General features: G+C 69.2%; 22 protein-coding genes. 13 read left to right on the top strand and 9 right to left on the bottom strand.

The features are described 5' to 3' along the window. The first annotated feature begins 79 nt into the window (after window positions 1-79). Genes AC1DGW_RS12290 through AC1DGW_RS12280 form a run of 3 tightly spaced genes read left to right on the top strand, consistent with a single transcriptional unit; the run spans window position 80 to window position 2,316 of the window. The gene (locus AC1DGW_RS12290; protein ID WP_478023303.1) at window positions 80-994 is read left to right on the top strand and encodes a bestrophin family protein; all 915 of its coding nucleotides are present in this window, start codon (window positions 80-82) and stop codon (window positions 992-994) included. 28 nt (window positions 995-1,022) lie between these two features. After that, entirely contained in the window at window positions 1,023-2,012 is a 990-nt protein-coding gene (gene hemB, locus AC1DGW_RS12285) for a porphobilinogen synthase (protein ID WP_478023300.1), read from the top strand. A gap of 16 nt (window positions 2,013-2,028) precedes the next feature. Then, complete coding sequence (locus AC1DGW_RS12280) at window positions 2,029-2,316, top strand: SHOCT domain-containing protein (RefSeq protein ID WP_478023298.1); 288 nt, start codon at window positions 2,029-2,031, stop codon at window positions 2,314-2,316. A gap of 173 nt (window positions 2,317-2,489) precedes the next feature. On the opposite strand, the gene AC1DGW_RS12275 is transcribed toward AC1DGW_RS12280, so the two are convergent. Beyond that, on the bottom strand, window positions 2,490-3,371 hold the full coding sequence (locus tag AC1DGW_RS12275) for a TolB family protein (RefSeq protein WP_478023296.1): 882 nt from the start codon (window positions 3,369-3,371) through the stop codon (window positions 2,490-2,492). 52 nt (window positions 3,372-3,423) lie between these two features. Here AC1DGW_RS12275 and aroE point away from each other — a divergent pair, with 52 nt between their 5' ends. The 3 genes from aroE to dinG all read left to right on the top strand — a co-directional run bounded on the left by aroE (window position 3,424) and on the right by dinG (window position 6,804). Then, a complete protein-coding gene (aroE, locus tag AC1DGW_RS12270; protein WP_478023294.1) occupies window positions 3,424-4,272 on the top strand; it encodes a shikimate dehydrogenase in 849 nt (282 codons plus the stop codon). A gap of 5 nt (window positions 4,273-4,277) precedes the next feature. After that, window positions 4,278-4,631 (top strand): hypothetical protein, encoded by a 354-nt coding sequence (locus AC1DGW_RS12265; protein WP_478023292.1) that lies wholly within the window; start codon window positions 4,278-4,280, stop codon window positions 4,629-4,631. A 73-nt stretch (window positions 4,632-4,704) separates the two neighbouring features. Further along, on the top strand, window positions 4,705-6,804 hold the full coding sequence (dinG, locus tag AC1DGW_RS12260; protein ID WP_478023290.1) for an ATP-dependent DNA helicase DinG: 2,100 nt from the start codon (window positions 4,705-4,707) through the stop codon (window positions 6,802-6,804). An 89-nt stretch (window positions 6,805-6,893) separates the two neighbouring features. Here dinG and AC1DGW_RS12255 read toward each other — a convergent pair whose 3' ends face one another. From AC1DGW_RS12255 to AC1DGW_RS12245, 3 genes are all read right to left on the bottom strand, one after another. Next, window positions 6,894-7,157, bottom strand: a complete 264-nt coding sequence (locus tag AC1DGW_RS12255) for a hypothetical protein (protein WP_478023288.1) — start codon at window positions 7,155-7,157, stop codon at window positions 6,894-6,896. Window positions 7,158-7,222: 65 nt separating this feature from the next. Further along, entirely contained in the window at window positions 7,223-7,810 is a 588-nt protein-coding gene (locus AC1DGW_RS12250) for a YdeI/OmpD-associated family protein (RefSeq protein WP_478023286.1), read from the bottom strand. A 97-nt stretch (window positions 7,811-7,907) separates the two neighbouring features. Beyond that, a complete protein-coding gene (locus tag AC1DGW_RS12245) occupies window positions 7,908-9,287 on the bottom strand; it encodes an amino acid permease (RefSeq protein WP_478023284.1) in 1,380 nt (459 codons plus the stop codon). A 248-nt stretch (window positions 9,288-9,535) separates the two neighbouring features. Here AC1DGW_RS12245 and AC1DGW_RS12240 point away from each other — a divergent pair, with 248 nt between their 5' ends. The 3 genes from AC1DGW_RS12240 (at window position 9,536) to AC1DGW_RS12230 (ending at window position 12,945) form a co-directional block, all read left to right on the top strand. Continuing rightward, a complete protein-coding gene (locus AC1DGW_RS12240; RefSeq protein WP_478023281.1) occupies window positions 9,536-10,708 on the top strand; it encodes an acyl-CoA dehydrogenase family protein in 1,173 nt (390 codons plus the stop codon). Between the two features lie 64 nt (window positions 10,709-10,772). After that, entirely contained in the window at window positions 10,773-11,630 is an 858-nt protein-coding gene (locus tag AC1DGW_RS12235; protein WP_478023278.1) for a PA4780 family RIO1-like protein kinase, read from the top strand. A gap of 82 nt (window positions 11,631-11,712) precedes the next feature. Further along, window positions 11,713-12,945: a CaiB/BaiF CoA transferase family protein gene (locus tag AC1DGW_RS12230; RefSeq protein ID WP_478023275.1), complete on the top strand. Its 1,233-nt coding sequence runs from the start codon at window positions 11,713-11,715 to the stop codon at window positions 12,943-12,945. 20 nt (window positions 12,946-12,965) lie between these two features. Here AC1DGW_RS12230 and AC1DGW_RS12225 read toward each other — a convergent pair whose 3' ends face one another. The 3 genes from AC1DGW_RS12225 to AC1DGW_RS12215 form a co-directional block, all read right to left on the bottom strand. Beyond that, window positions 12,966-13,436: a hypothetical protein gene (locus tag AC1DGW_RS12225; RefSeq protein ID WP_478023273.1), complete on the bottom strand. Its 471-nt coding sequence runs from the start codon at window positions 13,434-13,436 to the stop codon at window positions 12,966-12,968. A gap of 85 nt (window positions 13,437-13,521) precedes the next feature. Beyond that, window positions 13,522-14,001 carry a tRNA (cytidine(34)-2'-O)-methyltransferase gene (locus AC1DGW_RS12220; protein WP_478023270.1) on the bottom strand — a complete coding sequence of 160 codons (480 nt, stop codon included), beginning with the start codon at window positions 13,999-14,001 and terminating at the stop codon, window positions 13,522-13,524. A 126-nt stretch (window positions 14,002-14,127) separates the two neighbouring features. After that, the gene (locus AC1DGW_RS12215; protein WP_478023268.1) at window positions 14,128-14,523 is read right to left on the bottom strand and encodes an XAC0231 family protein; all 396 of its coding nucleotides are present in this window, start codon (window positions 14,521-14,523) and stop codon (window positions 14,128-14,130) included. A gap of 461 nt (window positions 14,524-14,984) precedes the next feature. Here AC1DGW_RS12215 and AC1DGW_RS12210 point away from each other — a divergent pair, with 461 nt between their 5' ends. The 3 genes from AC1DGW_RS12210 (at window position 14,985) to AC1DGW_RS12200 (ending at window position 19,594) form a co-directional block, all read left to right on the top strand. Beyond that, window positions 14,985-17,843: a M16 family metallopeptidase gene (locus AC1DGW_RS12210; RefSeq protein WP_478023266.1), complete on the top strand. Its 2,859-nt coding sequence runs from the start codon at window positions 14,985-14,987 to the stop codon at window positions 17,841-17,843. 99 nt (window positions 17,844-17,942) lie between these two features. Next, window positions 17,943-18,254 carry a DUF4156 domain-containing protein gene (locus AC1DGW_RS12205; RefSeq protein ID WP_055767406.1) on the top strand — a complete coding sequence of 104 codons (312 nt, stop codon included), beginning with the start codon at window positions 17,943-17,945 and terminating at the stop codon, window positions 18,252-18,254. 323 nt (window positions 18,255-18,577) lie between these two features. Continuing rightward, window positions 18,578-19,594: a 3-oxoacyl-ACP synthase III gene (locus tag AC1DGW_RS12200; protein WP_478023263.1), complete on the top strand. Its 1,017-nt coding sequence runs from the start codon at window positions 18,578-18,580 to the stop codon at window positions 19,592-19,594. Between the two features lie 290 nt (window positions 19,595-19,884). Here AC1DGW_RS12200 and AC1DGW_RS12195 read toward each other — a convergent pair whose 3' ends face one another. Both AC1DGW_RS12195 and AC1DGW_RS12190 read right to left on the bottom strand, forming a co-directional pair. Next, window positions 19,885-20,613 carry a UPF0149 family protein gene (locus tag AC1DGW_RS12195; RefSeq protein WP_478023260.1) on the bottom strand — a complete coding sequence of 243 codons (729 nt, stop codon included), beginning with the start codon at window positions 20,611-20,613 and terminating at the stop codon, window positions 19,885-19,887. Between the two features lie 152 nt (window positions 20,614-20,765). Then, window positions 20,766-21,353 (bottom strand): uracil-DNA glycosylase family protein, encoded by a 588-nt coding sequence (locus tag AC1DGW_RS12190; RefSeq protein WP_478023258.1) that lies wholly within the window; start codon window positions 21,351-21,353, stop codon window positions 20,766-20,768. 116 nt (window positions 21,354-21,469) lie between these two features. Between AC1DGW_RS12190 and AC1DGW_RS12185 the strand changes: the two genes are divergently transcribed. Beyond that, a complete protein-coding gene (locus tag AC1DGW_RS12185; RefSeq protein ID WP_478023256.1) occupies window positions 21,470-22,180 on the top strand; it encodes a hypothetical protein in 711 nt (236 codons plus the stop codon). The last annotated feature ends 62 nt before the right edge of the window (window positions 22,181-22,242 follow it).

Genomic DNA, 22,242 nt, shown 5'->3' with positions numbered 1-22,242 from the left:
CCGGCAGGCGTAGAATGACGGGCCCTGCCGGCAGACGGGTCCGGCGCACAGGGCCCGCAGCAGGCGCGACCACCCACCGATGATCATCCGACCCCGCCCCCGCGGCTGGCAGCTGCTGTACATCCTGCGCGGTTCAATCGTGCCGGCCATCGCACCGCGAGTGCTGGCGATCGGCGTGCTGGCGGTGGCCGTGGCCCTGTTCGCCAAGCTGCACCATCCCTTCGCCGCCGATGGCCTGGCGGTGGCGCCGTTCACCCTGCTGGGACTGGTGCTGTCGATCTTCCTGAGCTTCCGCAACAACGCCTGCCACGAGCGCTGGTGGGAAGGCCGCAAGCTGTGGGGTCAACTGCTGATAGAGGCGCGCAGTTTCGTGCGCCAGGGCAACGCGCTGCTGGCCGACGACGCGCCGCTGCGCCGGCGCGTGTCGCGGCTGCTGATCGGTTTCGCCCATGCCCTGGCCGCGCGCCTGCGCGGTCGGGATGAGGCCGCCGCCGCCGCGCCGTGGCTGGAGCAGGACCAGCAGGCCGCGTTGCAGCGGCAGAACATTCCCGACGGCCTGCTGGCGCTGGTCGCGGGCGAACTGGCCGCGCCGTTGCGCGCCGGCAGGCTCGATCCCTATCTGTACGGCTGCTTCGAGGAGCGCCTGCACGCGCTGTCCACGGTGCAGGCCGCCTGCGAGCGCATCGCCGGTACACCATTGCCGTTCGCCTACACCCTGCTGCTGCACCGCTGCGCGTGGCTGTTCTGCGTGCTGCTGCCGTTCGGCCTGGCCGGTGCGCTGGGCTGGGCCACGCCGGTGGTGTCGATGCTGCTGGCCTACGCGTTCTTCGGCCTGGACCAGCTGGGCGAGGAACTCGAGGAACCCTTCGGCCTGGAGCCCAACGACCTGCCGCTGGACGCCATGGTGCGCACCGTCGAGATCGACGTGCTCGACGCGCTGGGCGAACGTCCGCTGCCCGAACCGCTGCAGCCGCAGGGCTACCTGCTGCAATAAGCCATTCCCCCGTTTCCGGAGTACCGCCATGTTCCATCCCCGTTACCGCCCGCGCCGCATGCGCCACGACGCGTTCTCGCGCCGGCTGATGCGCGAGAATACGTTCACCGCCGACGACCTGATCTGGCCGGTGTTCGTGCACGAACTGGCCGGCCGCGCGCCGGTGGCGTCGATGCCGGGCGTGGAACGGCTGTCCATCGACGAACTGCTGCGCGAGGCCGAGCAGGCGCTGGAGCTGGGAGTGCCGGTGATCGATCTGTTCCCGGTGGTCGATCCGGCGTGCAAGTCGCTCGACGCCGCCGAGGCCTGGAACCCGGACGGCCTGGCGCAGCGCGCGGTGCGCGCGCTCAAGCAGCGTTTCCCCGAGCTGGGGGTGATGACCGACGTGGCGCTGGACCCGTTCACCGTGCACGGCCAGGACGGCATCATCGACGCGCGCGGCTACGTGCTCAACGACGTCACCGTCGATGCGCTGGTCAAGCAGTCGCTGTCGCATGCCGAGGCCGGCGTGGACATCGTGTCGCCCTCGGACATGATGGACGGGCGCATCGGCGCGATCCGCCAGGCGCTGGACGACGCCGGCCACATCAACGCCCGCATCATGGCCTATTCGGCCAAATACGCCTCGGCGTTCTACGGCCCGTTCCGCGACGCGCTGGGCAGCTCGGGCAACCTTGGCAAGGCCGACAAGCACACCTACCAGATGGACCCGGCCAACAGCGACGAGGCGCTGCGCGAGATCGCGTTGGACCTGGAGGAAGGCGCGGACATGGTGATGGTCAAGCCGGGCATGCCGTACCTGGACGTGGTGTACCGGGTGAAGCAGGAATTCGGCGTGCCGACCTTCGCGTACCACGTCAGTGGCGAGTACGCGATGCTCAAGGCGGCCGCCGCCAACGGCTGGCTGGACGAGCGCCGCTGCGTGATGGAGACGATGATCGGCTTCAAGCGCGCCGGCGCCGACGGCGTGCTGACCTATTACGCGCCGCAGATCGCGCGCTGGCTGCGGGAAGGCTGAGATGGATGCGCCCGGCATGCAGCCCTGGCAATGGGTGGTGTGGGTGGTCGGCGTGACCGCGTTCGCGGTGGTGATAGGACTGGTGATCGCCGCCGTGCTCCGCGCCGCGCGGCGCCCGCCGGAGCTGCCTTCGGCCGCGCAGCGGCTGCAGCGGCAATCGCCGCAGCCGCCGGAGATCGAGGCACAACTGCGCGAGCTGGCCGGGCTGCAGCAGAACGGCCGGATCGGCGAGGTCGAGTACGAGCGGCGGCGCGCCGAGGTGCTTGCCGGCAAGCCGGCCCCTGACAACGACAGCCAACCGTAGATGCGGGACTCGCCCCGCATGCAGCCTTACCGGTGAAGCCCGTGCCGGGCGAGCCCGGCACCTGTGGGCTCGCTGCCGCAACCGTGCACTCCGTAGATGCGGGGCTTGCCCCGCATGAAACCTTGACCGGTCTCGCCGCTGCGCGCGATGGGCGTGGTGGTGATGGCGTTCCGCTACCGGCAGTCGCCACCGCCATCACTGGCCGGCGCACGCATCCGGTACAGATCGAAACCGCCGGCGCGCGGTGCGCGCGCGTGGCCGCTGACCAGCAGTTCGCCCGGCGTGCTGGCATCGGGCAAGGCGGCGCGGGTGTCGCCATCGGCGGCGTTGAACGACAGTGCCAGCGGTTCTGCGGGGCTCCACCGGCCATTGCGGCAATGCGACAGCTGCAGCTGCGCGCCGCCGCTGGCATTGCCGCGCGCGAACACCACCGCGCGCCCGCCGGCCAGCCAGGTGCCATCCAGTTCGTCGCCCGCGCCATTGACGCCGGCCATCGGCCGCGGCGCGGCGAAACCGTCGCCATCGCGGCGCGCGCTCCACAGGTCCCAGCCGCCGGCCCCGCCGGTGCGGTTGCTGGCCAGCAGCAGGGTGCCGTCGTCCTCGCGCAGGGCCGGTGAGCGTTCGTCGTCGGCGCCGTTGACCCCCGCGCCGACGTTCTGCGCGGGGCCGAAGCCGCCATCGTCCAGCAGGGCCGCACGGTACAGGTCGAAGCCGCCATGGCCGCCCTCGCGGTTGGAGGCGAAGTACAGCCAGCGGCCGTCGGCGCTGAGGAACGGATCGACCTCGTCGGCGGCGGTGTCGAGCGGCAGCGGGCGCGCCTCGGTCCAGCGCTGGTCCTGCCAGTTGGCCTGCCACAGGTCCCAGCCGCCGGCGCCGCCTTCGCGATTGCTGGCCCAGACCAGGCGCCGGCCGTCGGCCGAGCGCGTGGCGCGCAGTTCGTCGGCGCGGGTGGAGACCACGCCGATGCCCTCGATGCCGAATTCGGCCAGTGCCGTCACCCGCGGCGCAAAGAGTAGACTCGCAGTCAGCGCGAGCAGCAGCGATCGGGTCCGCATGGAGGTTCCGCAAGCCGGGATCGCGCCAGTCTAGGTCATGCAGAGGATCACCATGAGCGCCGCCCGTTACGCCGTCTTCGGCCAGCCCATCGCCCACTCGCAGTCGCCGCGCATCCAGGCCGCATTCGGCAGGGCGCAGGGGATCGAGATCGACTATCGCGCCATCGAAGCGGCGCCGCAGGAGTTCGCCGCGGCGCTGGAAGCCTTCGCTGCCGACGGCGGTGTGGGCGCCAACGTGACCCTGCCGCACAAGGAAGCGGCGTTCGCGCTGTGCGCCACCACCACCTCGCGCGCGCAGCGCGCCGGTGCGGTCAACACCCTGCTGCGCAAGGGCGCGCGCTGGCATGGCGACAATACCGACGGCATCGGCCTGGTGCGCGACCTCACCGGCCGCCACGGCCTGGACCTGCGCGGCCGCCGCGTGCTGCTGCTCGGCGCTGGCGGCGCCGCGCGCGGCGTGGCGCCGGCGCTGCTCGACGCAGGCATCCTCGAACTGGTCGTGGCCAACCGCACGCCCGAACGCGCCGACGCCCTGGTCGATGCGATGAGCGAGCCGGGCCGGGCGATCTCGGCGTACTGGGACGCGCTGCGCGAGCAGGGCGACTTCGAGCTGATCATCAACGCCACCTCCGCCGGCCGCAGCGACGGCGCGGCCTTCAGCCTGCCGCTGTCGCTGGTCAACAGCCTGACCACCGCGGTGGACCTGAACTATGGCGAGGCGGCGATCCCGTTCCTGGCCTGGGCGCGCGCGGCCGGCTGCCGCAATTACTTCGACGGGCTGGGCATGCTGGTCGAGCAGGCCGCCGAGAGTTTCCAGCAATGGCATGGCGTGCGTCCTGAAACCGATGCGGTCTACGCCGGTCTACGCGAGCGCGCCGCCACCCTGGTCACGGCGGACTGAGCGGCATGGACCACACGCAACTGCTGACGTCGCTGCTGGTATCGGTCGGCTACCGCCTTCCGGTGATGATCGCGCTGGGCGTGGCGCTGGTGCTGCTGCTCGGCGCGCCGAAGGCGGTGGCGCGCAGCGCGGCGCTATGGGCGCTGGCGATCCTGATGGCGACGACGCTGCTCGGGGCGGTGCTTGCGGTGCTGCCGCTGCTGATGATCGCCGCCGGCAGTTTCGACAGTATCGTCGGGCTCAATACCTGGCTGGGCATCGGCCACTTCGTGCTGTCGCTGCTGGAAGCGGCAGGCTTCGTGCTGCTGGCCTGGGCGCTGGCGAAGGCGCTGCGCGGAAACGCCGGCGCGCCACGCTGAACCAGCGTGGGTCGGCGGTTGCGCGCCGGTATGGGAAAATGCCGGCCATGAACGGAGCAGGCGGCAGAACGGCGTGACGGAGAAAGTGGAAGCGCTGCGGGCGTTGACCGAGGAAGTGAAGACGGCCATCCGCGACGCCTACGCGAAGCTGCAGGCCAACACGCCCGGCTTCAGCACGCGCCGCTCGCAGAGCCAGATGATCGGCGTGGTCTCGCGTGCGCTGGCCACCGGCGGGGTGGGCGTGGTCGAGGCGCCGACCGGCGTCGGCAAGAGCCTGGGCTACCTGACCGCGGGCGTGCCGATCGCGCTGGCGTCGAAAAAGAAGCTGGTGGTCAGCACCGGCACGGTGGCGCTGCAGTCGCAGCTGGTCGAGCGCGACATCCCCAACTTCCTCAAGGCCACCGGCCTGCAGGCCACGGTGGCGCTGGCCAAGGGCCGCACCCGCTACCTGTGCACGCGCAATGCCGCCGAAGCGCAGGGCGAAGGCGCGCAGGACAGCATGTTCGGCGACGACGTGCCGCTCTACGACCGGCCGCTGGCGCCGATCGAAATGGACGTGGCCGGCAAGCTGATGCACGCCTTCACCGAAGGGCGCTGGAACGGCGACCTGGACAATGCGCCGGAAGCGGTCACGCCCGGCCTGCGCCTGCGCATCACCACGCCGGCCTCCGGCTGCGCCGGGCGCCGCTGCGCCTACTCGACGCAATGCCCGGTGCTGCGCGCACGCAACGAGGTGCGCGAGGCGCAGATCGTGGTCACCAATCACGCGCTGCTGCTGTCCGCGCTGTCCATCGGCGAGTCCGACAACGGACAGCCGCTGATCGCACCGCCCGCCGACATGCTGCTGGTGCTCGACGAAGGCCACCATATCGGCAATGTCGCCATCGACCAGGGGGCGGCCAGCCTGCCGCTGGACGACATGGCGCGGCGCACCGGGCGCCTGCAGATCATCATCGCCGGCGCGTATCGCGCGGTGGACAGGGACAAGCTCGGCAACCTGCTGCCGAACGAGGCGATTGAAGCGGCGACGCGCGTCAGCAAGCTGCTCAAGGTGTTCGCCGACGGCATCGCGCAGATGTGGACGCCGGCGCCGGACGAGCGCGAGCCGCTGTGGCGTGCCGCCAATGGGCGCCTGCCGGAAGCGTGGAAGCAACCGATCGAGGAACTGGCCGACGAGACCCGCACCCTGCTCAACTGGGCCACGGCGGCGGCCGCGCAGGTGGCCAAGGGCAAGCCCGAGGACGCCGGCCACGAGCGCCTGCAGCGCAGCCTGGGCATGGCGCTGGAGATGATCCAGCAGCAGCACGACCTGTGGGCCGGCTGGCGCCGCGAGGACAAGGAAGGCCAGCCGCCGATGGCGCGCTGGATCACCCTCACCCGCGACGGCGAGCATGTGCTGCACTGCTCGCCGGTGTCGGCGGCGATGGTGCTGCGCAAGCTGCTGTGGGACGAGGTGGATTCGGTGGTGATGACCTCGGCCACGCTCACCGGCGGCGGCGATTTCCAGGCGCTGTCCATCGACAACGGCATCCCCGAAGAGGCGGAGATGGTGTCGCTGGCCTCGCCGTTCGACCTGCCCAACCAGGCGCAGCTGGTGGTGCCGCCGTTCCCGGTGACGCCGGACGACCGCGAACGTCACCCGAAGGAAGTGGCGAAGTACCTGGCCGCCGAACTGGACTGGGACAAGGGCAGCATCGTGCTGTTCACCTCGCGCTGGAAGATGGAAAAAGTGGCCGAGCTGATGCCGGCCACGCAGCGCAGGAAGGTGCTGGTGCAGGGCGAGGGCGCCAAACAGAAGATGATCGACGAGCACCTGCGCCGCACCGCCGCCGGCGAGGGCTCGGTGCTGTTCGGGCTCAATTCGTTCGGCGAGGGCCTGGACCTGCCGGGCGAGGCCTGCACCACGGTGGTCATCACCCAGGTGCCGTTCGCGGTGCCGACCGATCCGCAGACCTCGACGCTGAGCGAGTGGTTCGAGAGCCGCGGACTGAACTCCTTCAACCTGATCGCGGTCCCGCATGCGCTGCGCACGCTGACCCAGTTCGCCGGGCGCCTGATCCGGACCTCCACCGACACCGGCCGCGTGATCATCCTCGACTCGCGGCTGCTCACGCGCCGCTACGGCAAGCGCATCATCGACGCGCTGCCGCCGTTCAAGCGGGTGATCGGGTAGGAGCGCATTTCAGTGCGCGATAGGACTCTACCGGGAAATCCCCATCGCGCACTGAAGTGCGCTCCTACGAGTGCGCTCCTACGGTGCGGTCATTCTCCCTGCTTGTTCAGCGCCGAGGTCACCGCCGCGGCGTCCTCGCGCGACAGGAACAGGTACTCCAGTTCGCAGCCGCCGAACTTGTCCTCCAGCTCCTGCAGGCGCACCGGATGGCTGCCGAAACGGTAGTGCTGGTGGCCGGTGTCGGCGTCCTCGATCAGATAGACGCCGAAGGACGGGGGACTGGTGAGGGTGCCTTCCAGCTTGACGGACGAAGGGTCGATGGCGCGCTGGATGAGGTCTTCTAGATCGGTCATGGCGTTGCGTGGGGGTGTCGGTGTCGTGCTTTCGGGGGCAAGTGGAATCGCTGGCGGGGCCGGCGTCAATGCCTTTCGTGCTTCCAGTGGCGGCGCCGGCCCTGCGCCAGCCATTCGATGGCCTGGGCGATACGCTGCTGGCGGGTGGTTTCGCGTTTTGCCTCGCCTATCCATTCCAGATAATCGCGCTGGGCGCTGGCGGCGAAGCCATCGAACGTGGCCTTGGCCTGCGGTGCCGCGGCCAGCGCCTGTGCGAATGCCGGCAGCATGGGTAGCGGCGGCCGCGGCGTGCGCTTGAGGGCCGGCGCACCGCCGTCGATGCGTTGCATGGCCTGGCGCAGCTGGCCGGAGAATTCGCGCTTGCCGGGCAGGTCGGCGACCGACAGCAGCCGACCGTACTGGCCCATCGCCTCGCCGCCGTCTTCCTTGCCACCGTCGCGCGACCACAGGTTCAGCGCGGCATGGGCCTTGAAGGCGGCCATGCCGCACAGCAGCCTGCCGCGATGCAGGAAGGCGGGCATGCCCCACTTGATCGCTTCTTCCGCCTCCGGGCAGGCTGCGTGCACGCGCTGGCGGATCTCGCGCAGGATCGGCTGCGCGAAGGCGGCGGCGTTGGCGATGTAGGCATCGACGCGGGGATCGGGGATGGGCATGGCGGCAGCCTCGGATGGGCGGAGCCTGCCGCCACCCGCGCGCCAATACAAGCCCGCCGCGCGACGGGCCCGGATTCCCCCGGGCCCGATGGCGTCTTCAGCCGCCGCGGAAGCGTCGCGCCACGCCGCTCACCACGGCGATGGCGGCGGTCAGCGCGGCCATCGACAGGAACTGCAGGCGGGTTTCCGGCGCCGACAGCAGCAGCGCGAAGATCAGCACCAGGATCGCCAGCGCCAGCACCGTCAGGTAGGGGAAGCCGGCCATGCGGAACGGCAGCGGCGTACCCAGGCGCTCGGCGCGGCGGCGCAGGATCAGCTGCGAGACCAGGGTGAGGGTCCACACCAGCAGGCAGGTCGAGCCGACCACGTTCAGCAGCACCGGCAGCACGCGGTCCGGATACAGCAGCTCCAGCACGGTGGCGGCGAAGCCGAACAGCACGCTGGCCAGCACGGCCAGCACCGGCACCTGGCTGCGGCTGACGCGCGCCAGCCAGCGCGGCGCTTCGCCGCGCGCGGCCAGCGAGTGGATCATGCGCGAGGCGCCGTAGAGGTTGGCGTTGAGCGCCGACAGCAGGGCGATCACCGCGATCAGGGTGATGCCGGTGGCCGCGCCGGGGATGTTGGCGACCTGCAGCACCGCCGCGAACGGCGACTTCAGCGATTCGCTGGTCCACGGCACCACCGCGATGATCACGCCGATCGAACCGATATAGAACACCAGGATGCGCCAGGCCACGGTACGGATCGCGCGTGCCAGGCTGCGCTCGGGGTCCTGGGTCTCGGCCGCGGCCACCGCCACGATCTCGGTGCCGCCGAAGGCGAACACCACCACCAGCAGCGCCGCGCCGACGCCGGCCAGGCCCTTGGGCGCGAAGCCGCCGTGGTCGAACACATTGGACAGGCCCGGCGAGGCCACGCCCGGCAGCAGTCCGCACAGCAGGGCGATGCCGACCAGGATGAAGGCGACGATCGCGGCGACCTTGAGGATGGCGAACCAGAACTCGAACTCGCCGTAGTTGCGCACGCCCATCAGGTTGATGACGGTGAACACCACCATGAACGCCAGCGAGGTCAGCGGCACCGACAACTGCGGCAACAGCGTCGCCAGCAGGCCGGCCGCGCCCACCGATTCGGCGGCGATCACGATCACCAGCTGCACCCACCACAGCCAGCCGATGGTGGCGCCGGCGGTGGCGCCCAGCGCATCGGCGGCGTACACCGAGAACGCGCCGCTGGCCGGCCGCGCCGCGGCCATCTCGCCCATGGCGTGCATCATGATGATCACCAGCGTGCCGGCGACCAGGTAGGACAGCAGCACCGCCGGGCCGGCGGCCTGGATGCCCACGCCCGAGCCGAGGAACAGGCCGGCGCCGATCGCGCTGCCCAGGCCCATCATGATCAGCTGGCGCGGTTTGAGCGCGCGTTCCAGTTTCTGCGACGGCGGAGCCGGGTCGGCAACGGACGGATTGGCAGGCATCGGCGGGCTTCGGAGGGCGGAAAGGGCGACACCATACCGCGTCGGCCGCCGGACGTGCCTGTTCCGTTGGTTGTGGGCGGGTATCCCGGCACGGGGGAGCCCCGCTCCGGGCCCAAGGAGGCGCTGGCAGTGGGGCAGGCCGGTCGCCGGCGTGTTGTCAACGTGCGCCCGCAGCAACTTTCCCGGCGCGGATGGACTACCTTATCCGTCCATCCTTCCGGCCGTGACGGCAGCTTTTCGAGACAGCAATGACTTTGAAGACCCTCAACCCCTACGACCTGTTCGATGTGCGTTCGCTGCTGAGCGAGGAAGAGCGCGCGGTGCAGGATTCCGTGGCCCGCTTCACCGACGAGCGGGTGCTGCCGATCATCGGCGACTGCTTCGACCAGGGCCGCTTCCCGACCGAGCTGATCCCGGAGATCGCCGACATGGGTCTGCTGGGCAGCTCGCTGCCGGAGCAGTACGGCGGCGCCGGCCTCAACGGCGTGAGCTACGGCCTGATCTGCCAGGAACTGGAGCGCGGCGACTCGGGCCTGCGCAGCTTCGTCTCGGTGCAGAGCTCGCTGTGCATGTACCCGATCTATGCCTACGGTTCGGAAGAGCAGCGCCTGCGCTGGCTGCCGGGCATGGCGCGCGGCCAGGTGATCGGCTGCTTCGGCCTGACCGAGGCGCACGGCGGCTCGGACCCGGCGAGCATGAAGACCCGCGCGGTGAAGGACGGCGGCGACTGGGTGATCAACGGCTCCAAGATGTGGATCACCAACGGCTCGGTGGCCGATATCGCCATTGTCTGGGCCAACACCGACGAAGGCGTGCAGGGCTTCGTGATCGAGAAGGGCACCCCGGGCTTCACCGCGCAGGAGATCAAGCACAAGATGAGCCTGCGCGCCTCGGTGACCGGCGCGCTGTTCTTCGACAACGTGCGGGTGCCCGACGCCAACCGGCTGCCGAACGTGAAGGGGCTCAAGGGCCCGCTGGGCTGCCTGACCCAGGCGCGCTACGGCATCACCTGGGGCCCGCTGGGCGCGGCCATCGCCTGCCTGGACGAAGTGCTGGCCTACACCAAGGAGCGCATCCTGTTCGGCCGCCCGGTCGCGGCCACGCAGAGCGCGCAGATCAAGATGGCCGACATGGCCCGCCGGATCACCGCCGGCCAGCTGCTGGTGCTGCAGCTGGGCCGCCTGAAGGACGCCGGGCAGATGCAGCCGCAGCAGGTGTCGCTGGCCAAGTGGAACAACTGCCGCCTGGCGATCGACATCGCCCGCGAATGCCGCGACCTGCTGGGCGGCGCCGGCATCACCACCGAGCACGGCGCGATCCGGCATGCGCTGAACCTGGAGTCGGTCATCACCTACGAAGGCACCGAGACCGTGCACCAGCTGGTGATCGGCCGCGAGCTGACCGGCATCAACGCGTTCTGAATGCACTTCTGAATGCCTGGCGGCCCGCATGCGATCATGCGGGCCGCCTTTCGCATGACTGGACATGAAGACACCCCCACAATTGCAGGTGCTGATCGACGACGGCGTCATCGATGAAGTGCTGCGTCCGCTCAAGAGCGGCAAGGAAGCGGCGGTCTATGTAGTCCGCAGCGGCGATGAGATCCGTTGCGCAAAGGTCTACAAGGACATGGCCCAGCGCAGTTTCCAGCAGCGCGTGCAGTACCAGGAGGGGCGCAAGGTACGCGGCTCGCGCGAGGCGCGCGCCATCGGCAAGGCCAGCAAGTACGGCCGCAGGCAGCAGGAAGCGGCGTGGAAGAACACCGAGGTCGATGCGCTGTACCAGCTGCGCGAGGCCGGCGTGCGCGTGCCCGAGCCGTTCGGCTATTTCCACGGCGTGCTGGTGATGGAACTGGTCACCGATGCCGAGGGCTTCAGTGCCGCGCGCCTGGGCGAGGTCGAGCTCGACGCCGCGCAGGCCAGGCGGTTCCATGCGGTGCTGGTGCAGCAGGTCAAGCTGATGCTGTGCTGCGGGTTGATCCACGGCGATCTGTCGCCCTACAACGTGCTGGTCGGCCCGGATGGCCCGGTGGTCATCGATTTCCCGCAGGTGGTCAGCGCCGGCGGCAACAACGCCGCGCGCGCGATGCTGCTGCGCGACGTCAACAACCTCACCGCCTGGCTTGGGCGCTCGGCGCCGGAGTTGTTTGATACCTGGTACGGCGAGGAGATGTGGGAACTGTTCCAGGCTGGCGACCTGCAGCCGGACAGCGCGTTGACCGGCGAATTCACTCCGGATCTGCGGGTGGTCGACCTGGACGGCGTCCGCGAGGCCATCAACGATGCCCGCGAGGAAGCCCTCATCCGCCAGCAGGGCCGCGAGGCCGCGGAAGAGGAATACTGAGCGGAGCCGGCTGCGGCGGTGTCGCCGCCGCTGCCGGCATGGCAACCTTCTGCTTTCCTGTTACAGGCTGCGGGGTGGTCGTTTGAAGTTGCTCGAAGGCATCCGCGTGCTCGACCTGTCGCGCATCCTGGCCGGGCCGTGGGCGACCCAGGTGCTGGCCGACTTCGGTGCCGACGTCATCAAGGTCGAGCGCCCGGGCGTGGGCGACGACACCCGCGGCTGGGGACCGCCCTACCTGAAGGATGCCGCTGGCAACGACACCACCGAGTCGGCGTATTACCTGTGCGCCAACCGTGGCAAGCGCTCGGTCGCCATCGACTTCACCCGGCCGGAAGGGCAGGCGCTGATCCGCGCGCTGGCCGCGCGGTGCCAGGTGCTGGTGGAGAACTACAAGGTCGGCGGGCTGGCGAAGTACGGGCTGGATTACGCCAGCCTGCAGGCGGTCAACCCGGCGCTGGTGTACTGCTCGATCACCGGCTACGGCCAGGACGGGCCGTACGCGCAGCGGGCCGGCTACGACGCGGCGATCCAGGCCATCGGCGGTTTGATGAGCGTGACCGGCGAGCCGGACGAGGCGCCCGGTGGTGGCCCGCAGAAGGTGGGCGTGGCCGCGACCGACCTGATGACCGGCATGTATGCGGCTACCGCGATCCTGGCCGCGCTGCGCCATGCCGAGCGCACAGGCCGGGGCCAGCACATCGACCTGGCGTTGCTGGACACGCAGGTGGCATGGCTGGCCAACCAGGCCTCGAACTGGCTGGTCGGCGGCGAGGTGCCGGGCCGGCAGGGCACCGCGCATCCGAACATCGTGCCGTACCAGGTGATGCCGGCGGCCGATGGCCATTTCATGCTCGCGGTCGGCAACGACGCGCAGTTCGCGCGCTTCTGCGAAGTGATCGGCGAGCCGCAGCTGGCCGTCGATGCCCGCTATGCGACCAACAACGCCCGCGTGGCGCATCGGGCCGGACTGGTGCCGTTGCTGCAGCAGCGGCTGCGCGAGCGCCCGGCCGCGGAATGGCTGGAGAGGCTGGAGCGGGCGGTGGTGCCGGCCAGCCCGGTCAACCGCATCGACCAGGTGTTCGAGGACCCGCAGGTCCGCGCGCGCGGACTGCGCATCGACCTGCCGCACGCCGGCGGCGGCACGGTGCCGATGGTGCGCAACCCGCTGAAGTTCTCGGCCACGCCGTTGCGCTACGAACAGGCGGCGCCGGTGCTGGGGCAGCACACCGCGCAGGTACTGGAAGACGTGCTGTTGCTCGATGCCGACCGCCTGCGGGAACTGCAGGCGGCAGGGGTGGTCGGCGGCAAGGGGTGAGCCTGTTGCCGCCGGAGGAATCAGGGCTGGTTTTCAGGCTGGCTGAAGCCGGTCTTGCGCATCGCCTCCAGGCTCCGCTCGCGCGCGGCGGCGCGTTCGGCCACGGTCATGCAGACGGTCTGGGTACGGTTGCTGCCGGTCAGCTGCTCACGGCGGCATATCAGGCGGCTGTCCGCCCGGGCCTTGGAAAGGAGTGTGTTGACCAGTTCCTGGTCGTTCACGACATCGGCCTGCGCGGTGGGGTGCAGGCTGGACAGCACGGCTTCCTCGCCCAGCTTGCCGCTGATCCGCGAAAGCGCGTTGACGACCTGGGCGCGGTCGCCCTGGCTCAGTTCGCTGTAGGTCTTCTGGTCGGCGAGATCGGCATGGATGCGCTGGATCTGCGCCGCCGTCGGCTTGCTGGTGTCCAGTGCCGGGGCCACCGCGGTGGCGTGGGACTGGCCGACGGTGACCAGGCCGAGCAATGCTGCAACAACGGTGGTACGAAGCATCGTTCTTCCGGTGGTTGGCGCATCTTCCTGCGCGGAGTGCGGAGGATACTGCATCGCCCCATTGGCGATCATTGCGCGTGCGCGATCAGGCGCCGCCGATGAACCCATGCTGCCGCCACGCTTCGAACACGACCACGGCGACCGAATTGGAGAGGTTGAGGCTGCGGTTGTCCGGCTGCATCGGCAGGCGCAGGCGATGGCCGGCGGGCAGGGCGTCGAGCAGGTCCTGCGGCAGGCCGCGTGTTTCCGGGCCGAACAGGAAGGCGTCGCCATCGGCGAAGCGCACCGTGTCGTAGCGCACGCTGGCGCGGGTGCTCATGGCGAACAGGCGGTTGGGCGCGATGCGCGCCAGCGCGGTGTCCAGGTCCGGATGGACCTGCATGTGCGCGTATTCGTGGTAATCCAGGCCGGCCCGTTTGAGCTGCCTGTCGCTGAGGTCGAAGCCGAGCGGTTCGATCAGGTGGAGCCGGGCGCCGGTGTTGGCGCAGAGCCGGATCACGTTGCCCGTATTGGGCGGGATCTCGGGCTGGTACAGCAGTACATGGAAAACGGGAGGAACGCTCATCGGCGGAGTTTACGCCGAGGCTGTCTCGCTAGGACCTGTCCGCGCCGCCGCGGCCAATGGCGGGCGATGGTGCGGGGCCCGCATCTTGCGGGGGCGGCACGGACAGGTGCGGATCGGGACGACGACTCACTTGGCGACCATCCCGTTGGCGACCTGGCCCAGGGTGTCGGCGGCCAGTTCGGCGGCCAGCGTCTTGACCTGCTGGGCATCCGGGCGAACGGTGATGGCCGGCAGCGAGACCATCCACTGGCCGATGCTGGCGCCGATCGCGACCGGGGTGTGCGCGGCGAGCTGGGCGGCAGCCTGCTCGGCGGCCAGTTCGACGATCTGGCCGGCGGTCGGGCGCACCTGCACCGACGACAGGGTCGGGATGGCGCTGCTGCGCTCGTGTTCGGCCTGGGCCAGCTGGTCGGCGGAAGGACGCACCTGCACGGTTTCCAGGGTGACGATGTCGGCGGCATGCGCGGAGGCGGCGAAACCGGCGGCGAGGGCAAGGGCGATGGCGAAGGTTTTGGTGTTCATGGCGGACCTGCTTGGTGTGTGTGAACGGTGGTGTGGTAGTAAAGTAATACACCAAATCTCGAGATGCAAGGGGTTTTTTGCTTTTCTCTGATTTGTTCAGCATCCAGTCATGATCGATTTGATTCTAGCTGGCTGCTGGTACGTATGAAGCAGGATGTGTGCCAATCGCATCGCATTGATTTTCAAGAATATTTATTGGGAGTTGAGTGTCCGCTGTCCGGACGGTGCGGCCACCCGCCGGCGTCCGCGGACAGCGGAGCGGACATGTGCGCGTTGGCGGCTCATTGCTGGCGAGGGAATACGTCGCCTGGAAGGGAGAGGTGTCGCGCAGGCGGGTGACGCGTCCACGACCGGCAATGAAAAAGTGCGTGAGCGGCTATACCCATGACGCATGGCGTATGCCGCCCGATGGCATGGCCGGTTAGCATCGGCGTTCACATTCATTGCTCAAGGAAAGTGGGATGAACGCAGCAACACCCCGAACCGCCCTTCTCGCCGCCGCGCTCGGCATCGCCCTTGGCGGATTGGCCGGCGTGCCGCTGACCGCCGCGGCGAAGGCTCCGGCCGCAGCGCCGGCGGTGGATATCCCGTTCGAGGAGTTCACCCTGCCCAACGGCCTGCGCGTGGTGGTGCACACCGACCGCAAGGCGCCGATCGTGGCGGTCAACATCTGGTACCACGTCGGCGCCAAGGACGAACCGTCCGGCCGCACCGGTTTCGCCCATCTGTTCGAGCACCTGATGTTCCAGGGCAGCGAGAACCACCACGGCGAGTTCTTCGAGCCCTTCAAGCAGGTCGGCGCCACCGACCAGAACGGCACCACCAACACCGACCGCACCAACTACTTCCAGAACGTGCCCACCACCGCGCTGGACATGGCGCTATGGATGGAGTCCGACCGCATGGGCCATCTGGTCGGTGCGATCGACCAGGCCGCGCTCGATGAACAGCGCGGCGTGGTGCAGAACGAGAAGCGCCAGGGCGAGAACCAGCCCTATGGCCAGGTCTGGGACAAACTGACCCGCGCCCTGTACCCGGCCAGCCACCCGTATCACCACGGCGTGATCGGCTCGATGAACGACCTCAACGCCGCCTCGCTGGACGACGTGAAGACCTGGTTCAAGACCTGGTACGGCCCGAACAACGCGGTGCTGGTGCTGGCCGGCGACATCGACGTGGCTACCGCCAAGGAGAAGGTCGCCCGTTACTTCGGCGACATCCCGGCCGGCCCGACCATGGCCCAGCCGAAGGTCGACGTGGCCCAGCGTGCGGCGTCCACCCGCGAGGTGATGACCGACAAGGTGCCGCAGGCACGCATCTACCGTGCCTGGAACGTGGCCCAGGTCGGCACCACCGACATCGACCAACTGCAGCTCTTCGCGCAGGTGCTGGGCGGCGCCAAGTCCTCGCGCCTGGACCAGCGGCTGCTGCACCAGGACAAGCTGGTGGACAACATCGGCACCATGGTCGGCCCGTCGCAGCTGGGCTCGAACTTCATCATCATGGCCACGGTCAAGCAGGGCGTGGATCCGGCCAAGGTCGAAGCGGTCATCGACGAGGAGCTGAAGAAGCTGGTGGCCGAGGGCCCGAGCGCCGATGAGCTGGCGCGCGCCAAGACCGCGTTCAGCGCCGGCTTCATCCGCGGTATCGAGCGCATCGGCGGTTTCGGCGGCAAGGCCGACGCATTGGCCGAGTGCGCCGTGTACGAAGGCGACCCGGGCTGCTTCCGCACCTCGCTGGCCACCATCCGCAACGCCAGCGCCGCCGACCTGAAGGCGGCCGGCGCCAAGTGGCTGGGCGTGGGTGACCACACTCTGGTGGTCGAGCCGGGCGAGCGCGTGGCGCTGGCGGAACTGCCCTCGGGCAAGCCGGCGCCGTTCAACGTGCCGGCGGTCGATTCGAAGTACAGCGTGCTGCCCTCGCAGGTGGACCGCAGCGCCGGCGTGCCGCAGACCGCGACCTTCCCGGAGCTGAAGTTCCCGCAGCTGCAGCGCGCCACGCTGAAGAACGGCACGCGGGTGGTCCTGGCCGAGCGTCATGACATCCCGGTGGTGCAGTTCAGCTACGAGTTCCCGGGTGGCTTCACCGCCGACCAGGGGCGCAAGCCGGGCACGGCCAACTTCACCATGGGCATGCTCGACGAAGGCGCCGGCAAGCTCGGTTCGCTGGCTTTCGCCGACGCAGCCGACGCATTGGGCGCGCATATCGGTGCCGGTGCCTCGCTGGACGGCGCCAACGTCTACCTGTCGGCACTGAAGGAAAACCTGGCGCCATCGCTGGCCCTGTATGCCGAAGCGTTGCGCGCGCCGCGCTTCGACCAGAGCGAGATCGACCGCATCAAGGCCACCTGGATCGCCGGCATCAAGCAGGAGAAGGTCAACCCGAACGCGGTGGCGATGCGCGTGCTGCCGCCGCTGCTGTACGGCAAGGGCCACCCGTATGCGATCCCGTTCACCGGCAGCGGCGACGAGGCGGCGATCCAGGCGCTGGGCCGCGATGACCTGGTGTCCTTCCACAAGGACTGGGTGCGCCCGGAGAACGCGACCCTGGTCGTGGTCGGCGACACCACGCTGAAGGAGATCGTGCCGCTGCTGGACCGCCAGCTCGGCGGCTGGAAGGGCGAGGGCGCGGCGCCGAAGGTGGGCGCACCGTCCGCGGTCGCGCGTCCGGACAAGGCCCGCGTGTATCTGATCGACCAGCCGGGCGCCGTGCAGGCCAACCTGTTCGCCGGTGAAGTCGTGCCTTCGACCATGGATCCGGGGGCGACCCGCTTCGACATCGCCAACGGCGTGCTGGGCGGCGACTTCACCTCGCGCCTGAACATGAACCTGCGCGAGGACAAGCACTGGTCCTATGGCGCGCGTTCCAGCGCCAGCGGCGCGCTGGGGCAGCGGCCGTGGATGGCGGTGGCGCCGGTGCAGATCGACAAGACCGGCGAGGCGATGAAGGAAATGCAGGCCGAGATCGGCCAGTTCGCCAGCGGCCAACGCCCGCCGACGGCCGACGAGGTCGCCCGCATCCGCAACATCCAGACGCTGAGCCTGCCGGGCGCGTACGAGACCGCCGCGGCGGTGATGAACACCATCGGCGGCATCGTGCGCTACCAGCGCCCGGACGACTATGTGTTCAAGCGCAAGGCAGAGATCGAGGCGATGACCCCGGCGCAGGTGGCCGAAGCGGCGAAGATGCTGGATCCGTCTAAGCTGACCTGGGTGGTGGTCGGTGACCTCAAGCAGACCGAGGCGCCGGTGCGTGCGCTGGGCCTGGGCGAGGTGATCGTGATCGACAGCGACGGCAATCCGGTGCCGGCCGCCAAGTAAGGCATTGCCGCGGCCCGCCCTTCGCGGGGCGGGCCGCGGATCATCATCGATTCATCCATGAACGGCACAATCCGTTCCGATCTCCACAAGGACCTGTCCATGCGCGCTCTGATCCTTACCGCCCTGATTGCCAGTACGGCCGCCTGCACCTGGGTGCCGATCGAAAGCGGCGGCAAGTCGGTGCGCGTGCTGCCGGCTGGGCCGGTGGCGCCGGGCTGCGTGGCCAAGGGCGAGATCGTGGTCTCGGTCAAGAGCAAGGTGGGTTTCTACAACCGCAACCCGCTGCGCGTGCAGGAAGAGCTGGAAACCCTGGCGCGCAACGAGGCGCCCAGTGCTGGCGCCAACGCGATCCAGGCGTCGGCTCCGCCGGCGGACGGCAGCCAGCGCTTCAGCGCCTGGCAGTGCCGTTGACGTGGCTGCCGGCCAGCGCCGGTGTCTTTGAACCGTGCGTTGAATGAGGCGGGCTGAGGATCGGCGCCGCCCGTGACCGGTGTTCCGGCCGAAGCGATGCTTCTTCCCGCGAGCCTTTCAACCGGCGACCTCCTGGCCGTGTCCCGACCGGGGCGTCCCTGTCGGTCTCCGGCCATCCCGGTAGAAGGCCTTCGCCGGAGCGCATCCCACCTCCCGCAGGCCGGGCTGCGTCCATACGCACGGCCCGGAAATCGTTAAAGATGCGTCAAAGGCGGCCAGCCGCTAGAATAGCGCCCCCTTCGCCCGAGTCCTGGCGCCTCCCGATGCCTTTCCAGAATGTCTCGATCGCGGGACTGGCGCATGTCGACGCGCCGCATACCCTGACCTCCAAGGAAATCAACGAGCGGCTGCAGCCGACGCTGGACCGTCTGGGCATCCGTGCGGACATGCTGAGCGATGTCGCCGGCATCCATGCGCGCCGCCTGTGGGACCAGGGCACGCAGGCTTCGGACGCGGCCACGATGGCCGGGCGCAAGGCGCTGGAAGATGCCGGCGTGTCCGCCGACCGCATCGGCCTGCTGGTCAACACCTCGGTCAGCCGCGACTACCTGGAACCGTCCACCGCCTCCATCGTTTCCGGCAACCTGGGCATCGGCGAGGACTGCGTCACCTTCGACATCGCCAACGCCTGCCTGGCCTTCATCAACGGCATGGACGTTGCCGCGCGCATGATCGAGCGCGGCGACATCGACTATGCGCTGATCGTCGATGGCGAAAGCTCCAACCTGGTCTATGAAAAGACCCTTGAGCGCATGATGGCGCCGGACGTCACCGCCCAGCAGCTGCGCGACGAGTTCGCGGCGCTGACCACCGGTTCCGGCGCCGCCGCCATGGTGCTGGCCCGCGCCGAGCTGGTGCCCGACGCGCCCCGCTACAAGGGCGGCGTGACCCGCGCGGCCAACCAGTGGAACAAGCTGTGCGTGGGCAACCTGGACCGCATGGTCACCGATACCCGCCTGCTGCTGATCGAAGGCATCAAGCTGGCCACCAAGACCTTCGAGGCCACCCGCCTGGCGCTGGGCTGGGCGGTGGACGAGATCGACCAGTTCGTCATCCACCAGGTCAGCCAGCCGCACACCAATGCCTTCATCAAGGCCTTCGGCATCGACCCGAAGAAGGTGATGACCATCTTCGGCGAACACGGCAACGTCGGCCCGGCGTCGGTGCCGATCGTGCTGAGCAAGCTGCGCCAGCTGGGCAAGCTCAAGAAGGGCGACCGCGTCGCGCTGATGGGGATTGGTTCGGGCCTGAACTGCACCATGGCCGAGGTGGTCTGGTAACGCCGGCGCCCATACTGCCGCACTGGTGTAAACCCCCGAAACGCCCGCAAGCAGCACTTGCGGGCGTTTTGCGTGGCGGCCCAGCCCCGCATGTCGCCGGCAATCAAACACCTTGCAGGGGCGTGGCCCGCCCTGCATGGGTTTTCCGGGGATGGAGCGCCGGGCGAGCCCGGAATCTACGCGGGGTTGGATAGGCCGGGGATTCAACCCCGATCAGGGTGTTCCGCGTCTGGGCAGGCCGCGGCTCCGTTCCCCGGCATTGGCGGGCTGGGCAGGCCTGCCCGGCCCGCTCAGTTCAGCCCGCAGCACTTCTTGTATTTCTTCCCGCTGCCGCAGGGGCAGTCGTCGTTGCGGCCGGGTTCCGCATCGCGGTGGATCGGCACGCGCGGGGTCAGGGCGTCGACGCGGTGGTGGTTGAGGTCGGCCAGCATCGCCGGCAGCTCCATGCAGATATCCAGGCGTTCGCGGTAGGTGACCTTGGCCGGCGGGGCCTCGGGGTTCTCCGGGTCGATCCGTTCGCCGCTGGCCAGTTGGTCGAGCAGGTCGAAGATCTCCTCGATCCATTCGTGTTCGTCCAGCCATTTGTCCCATTCCGCTTCATGCAGCATGACCGCGGTGAAGAAGCCCATGGCCCAGTCCCGGCCGACATCGAGCTCGGATTCGGCCAGGGCCTCTTCGGCCTGCTCCGGGTCTTCCGGCAGCCACATCAGCGGCGCGAGGTGGTCGGGAAGATCCTCGCCTTCGAACCGCGCACGTGCGGCGCACATGTTCCAGTGGCCCATCAGCAGCTGCTGGACCTGGAGGGCTTCATCCTCGTTGTTCCAGCGTGGCGGTTGGCCGCCCCAGACCCGCGGCTGCCATTGGCTGGCCGGCGCCGTCGCCGGCGCAACCACCAAGGCCGAGAGGAAGCCGTCCAGCGCTTCGAGATTGAGGCCCTTGAACGGCACCGCGCGCTGCTCGAGCAGGCTGGACAGCCGTTCGATCTGGTTGTCGTCGAGGAAGGAGGGAGGCGTGGACATGGCGGTCGCTGGGTGGGTTGGGCGTGCATGGTAGTCGCTGCGGGCCCGGATTCCGCATCCGCGCCGGTCGCAACGGATCGGACCGGCAGCCGCAACGTTCCGCCATGCGGTATCCGGCGCTGGCCGGTTCGGGGGCGCGATGTTCCGCCGGCTCAGCCGGCCAGCGCGTCCGCCACCCGCGCGCGCAATACCGGCAGCAGTTCGCATTCGAACCACGGGTTGCGGGTGAGCCACAGCCGGTTGCGCGGGCTGGGATGGGGCAGTGGCAGCACGCCATGCTGCAGGTGCTGCTGCCAGTTCTGCACGGTCTCGGTGAGCGTGCGCCCGCGCCGGTCGCCGAGCAGGCCGGCCTGCGCGTACTGGCCGATCGCCAGGGTCAGGCGCAGCTGTTCCAGCCGTGGCAGCAACCGAGGGTGCCAGGTGGGGGCGCATTCGGGGCGCGGCGGCAGATCGCCGTTCCTGCCGGTGCCGGGGAAGCAGAAGCCCATCGGTACGATGGCGACCCTGGCGGCGTCGTAGAACGTCGTCTTGTCGATCCCCAGCCAGTCGCGCAGGCGCTCGCCGCTGGGGTCGTTGAAGGGAATGCCGGTCTCGTGCACCTTGCGCCCGGGCGCCTGGCTGACGATCAGCAGGCGCGAATGTGGCGAGGCCTGGAGCACCGGCCTGCAGCCCAGCGGCAGCTGCGCCTGGCAGAGCCGGCAGGCGCGGATGTCCGCCATCAGGGCGTCGAAGTCGTGCATGTCCTTCCTTTCCCGTGACTGGAGCCGTATGCGGCGCGGCGCGCGCATGCCTGGATTATGCTCGGAGCGCGAAGCCGGCATGCCGGCTTCGCCTTATCGAGTCATCAGGGGGTGTCATGGAAAACAGGAACAACGACAAGGGTGCAGCGGTGGAGAAGGGTGATCCGCCGGCACGGCAGGGGATGATCCGGCGCGCGCTGGGCTGGTACTGGGGACAACGCGACAGTGCGAGCAAGGGCGAGCCGGTCAAGCGCACGCTGGTGGCGCTGGTCCTGCTCGCGGTAGGCGTGGCGGGCAGCGAGGCCTACGGTCATGTGCGCGACAAGTTCCGTGATCCGGACGCCTATCTGGTGCGCATGAAGGAAGACCAGGACGCCGCGTTCAAGAAGCTGCAGGACAGCCTCGGCGCGCTCGGCAGTTCGGTGGAGGGCGGCGGACGCGCGGCGCTGGCCGAAGTGAAGGGGGCGGTCGGGGAGATGAAGGCCATGAACGCGGGCCTGTTCGCCCAGCTGTCGCTGGCCAAGCAGGAGAACGAGCGGCTGTCGCGGGTCGCCGGCCGCCAAGCGGGAGTCCAGGGTGGCTACGACATCATCCTCTCCGAGAACACCGGGCTGGCCTTGGACGCATCATCGGTACTGGGTGTACAGACGATCCGCTCCTCCACCGCCCAGGTCAGCGTCAGCGCGGGCGGGCAGGACGACCAGACCAGGTGGCTGAAAAGCGGGGACTCCATCGCCTACCAGGGCGCGGACGGGCAGAGCTGCCGGGTGATCCTGCTGTCGATCGGGTCCGCCTCATCGGCTTCGTTCAAGACGAGCTGCGGCTGAGCGGCGCGTCCGAACTGGTCAATCCGGTGGTTTGGCACGACAATCTGCCGCGCCCGCAACGG

The sequence above is a fragment of the Stenotrophomonas sp. 05N423 genome (genome assembly GCF_056397145.1).
Note: the sequence above shows the minus strand (reverse complement) of the source record. Positions and strands in the feature narration are given on the sequence as shown.

Bases quoted from the DNA above. Each gene is read 5' to 3' on its own strand.
- AC1DGW_RS12290 (WP_478023303.1), top strand. From the start codon at position 80: ATGATCATCCGACCCCGCCCCCGCGGCTGGCAGCTGCTGTACATCCTG.
- hemB (WP_478023300.1), top strand. From the start codon at position 1,023: ATGTTCCATCCCCGTTACCGCCCGCGCCGCATGCGCCACGACGCGTTC.
- AC1DGW_RS12280 (WP_478023298.1), top strand. From the start codon at position 2,029: ATGCAGCCCTGGCAATGGGTGGTGTGGGTGGTCGGCGTGACCGCGTTC.
- AC1DGW_RS12275 (WP_478023296.1), bottom strand. From the start codon at position 3,371: ATGCGGACCCGATCGCTGCTGCTCGCGCTGACTGCGAGTCTACTCTTT.
- aroE (WP_478023294.1), top strand. From the start codon at position 3,424: ATGAGCGCCGCCCGTTACGCCGTCTTCGGCCAGCCCATCGCCCACTCG.
- AC1DGW_RS12265 (WP_478023292.1), top strand. From the start codon at position 4,278: ATGGACCACACGCAACTGCTGACGTCGCTGCTGGTATCGGTCGGCTAC.
- AC1DGW_RS12255 (WP_478023288.1), bottom strand. From the start codon at position 7,157: ATGACCGATCTAGAAGACCTCATCCAGCGCGCCATCGACCCTTCGTCC.
- AC1DGW_RS12250 (WP_478023286.1), bottom strand. From the start codon at position 7,810: ATGCCCATCCCCGATCCCCGCGTCGATGCCTACATCGCCAACGCCGCC.
- AC1DGW_RS12245 (WP_478023284.1), bottom strand. From the start codon at position 9,287: ATGCCTGCCAATCCGTCCGTTGCCGACCCGGCTCCGCCGTCGCAGAAA.
- AC1DGW_RS12240 (WP_478023281.1), top strand. From the start codon at position 9,536: ATGACTTTGAAGACCCTCAACCCCTACGACCTGTTCGATGTGCGTTCG.
- AC1DGW_RS12235 (WP_478023278.1), top strand. From the start codon at position 10,773: ATGAAGACACCCCCACAATTGCAGGTGCTGATCGACGACGGCGTCATC.
- AC1DGW_RS12225 (WP_478023273.1), bottom strand. From the start codon at position 13,436: ATGCTTCGTACCACCGTTGTTGCAGCATTGCTCGGCCTGGTCACCGTC.
- AC1DGW_RS12220 (WP_478023270.1), bottom strand. From the start codon at position 14,001: ATGAGCGTTCCTCCCGTTTTCCATGTACTGCTGTACCAGCCCGAGATC.
- AC1DGW_RS12215 (WP_478023268.1), bottom strand. From the start codon at position 14,523: ATGAACACCAAAACCTTCGCCATCGCCCTTGCCCTCGCCGCCGGTTTC.
- AC1DGW_RS12210 (WP_478023266.1), top strand. From the start codon at position 14,985: ATGAACGCAGCAACACCCCGAACCGCCCTTCTCGCCGCCGCGCTCGGC.
- AC1DGW_RS12205 (WP_055767406.1), top strand. From the start codon at position 17,943: ATGCGCGCTCTGATCCTTACCGCCCTGATTGCCAGTACGGCCGCCTGC.
- AC1DGW_RS12200 (WP_478023263.1), top strand. From the start codon at position 18,578: ATGCCTTTCCAGAATGTCTCGATCGCGGGACTGGCGCATGTCGACGCG.
- AC1DGW_RS12195 (WP_478023260.1), bottom strand. From the start codon at position 20,613: ATGTCCACGCCTCCCTCCTTCCTCGACGACAACCAGATCGAACGGCTG.
- AC1DGW_RS12190 (WP_478023258.1), bottom strand. From the start codon at position 21,353: ATGCACGACTTCGACGCCCTGATGGCGGACATCCGCGCCTGCCGGCTC.
- AC1DGW_RS12185 (WP_478023256.1), top strand. From the start codon at position 21,470: ATGGAAAACAGGAACAACGACAAGGGTGCAGCGGTGGAGAAGGGTGAT.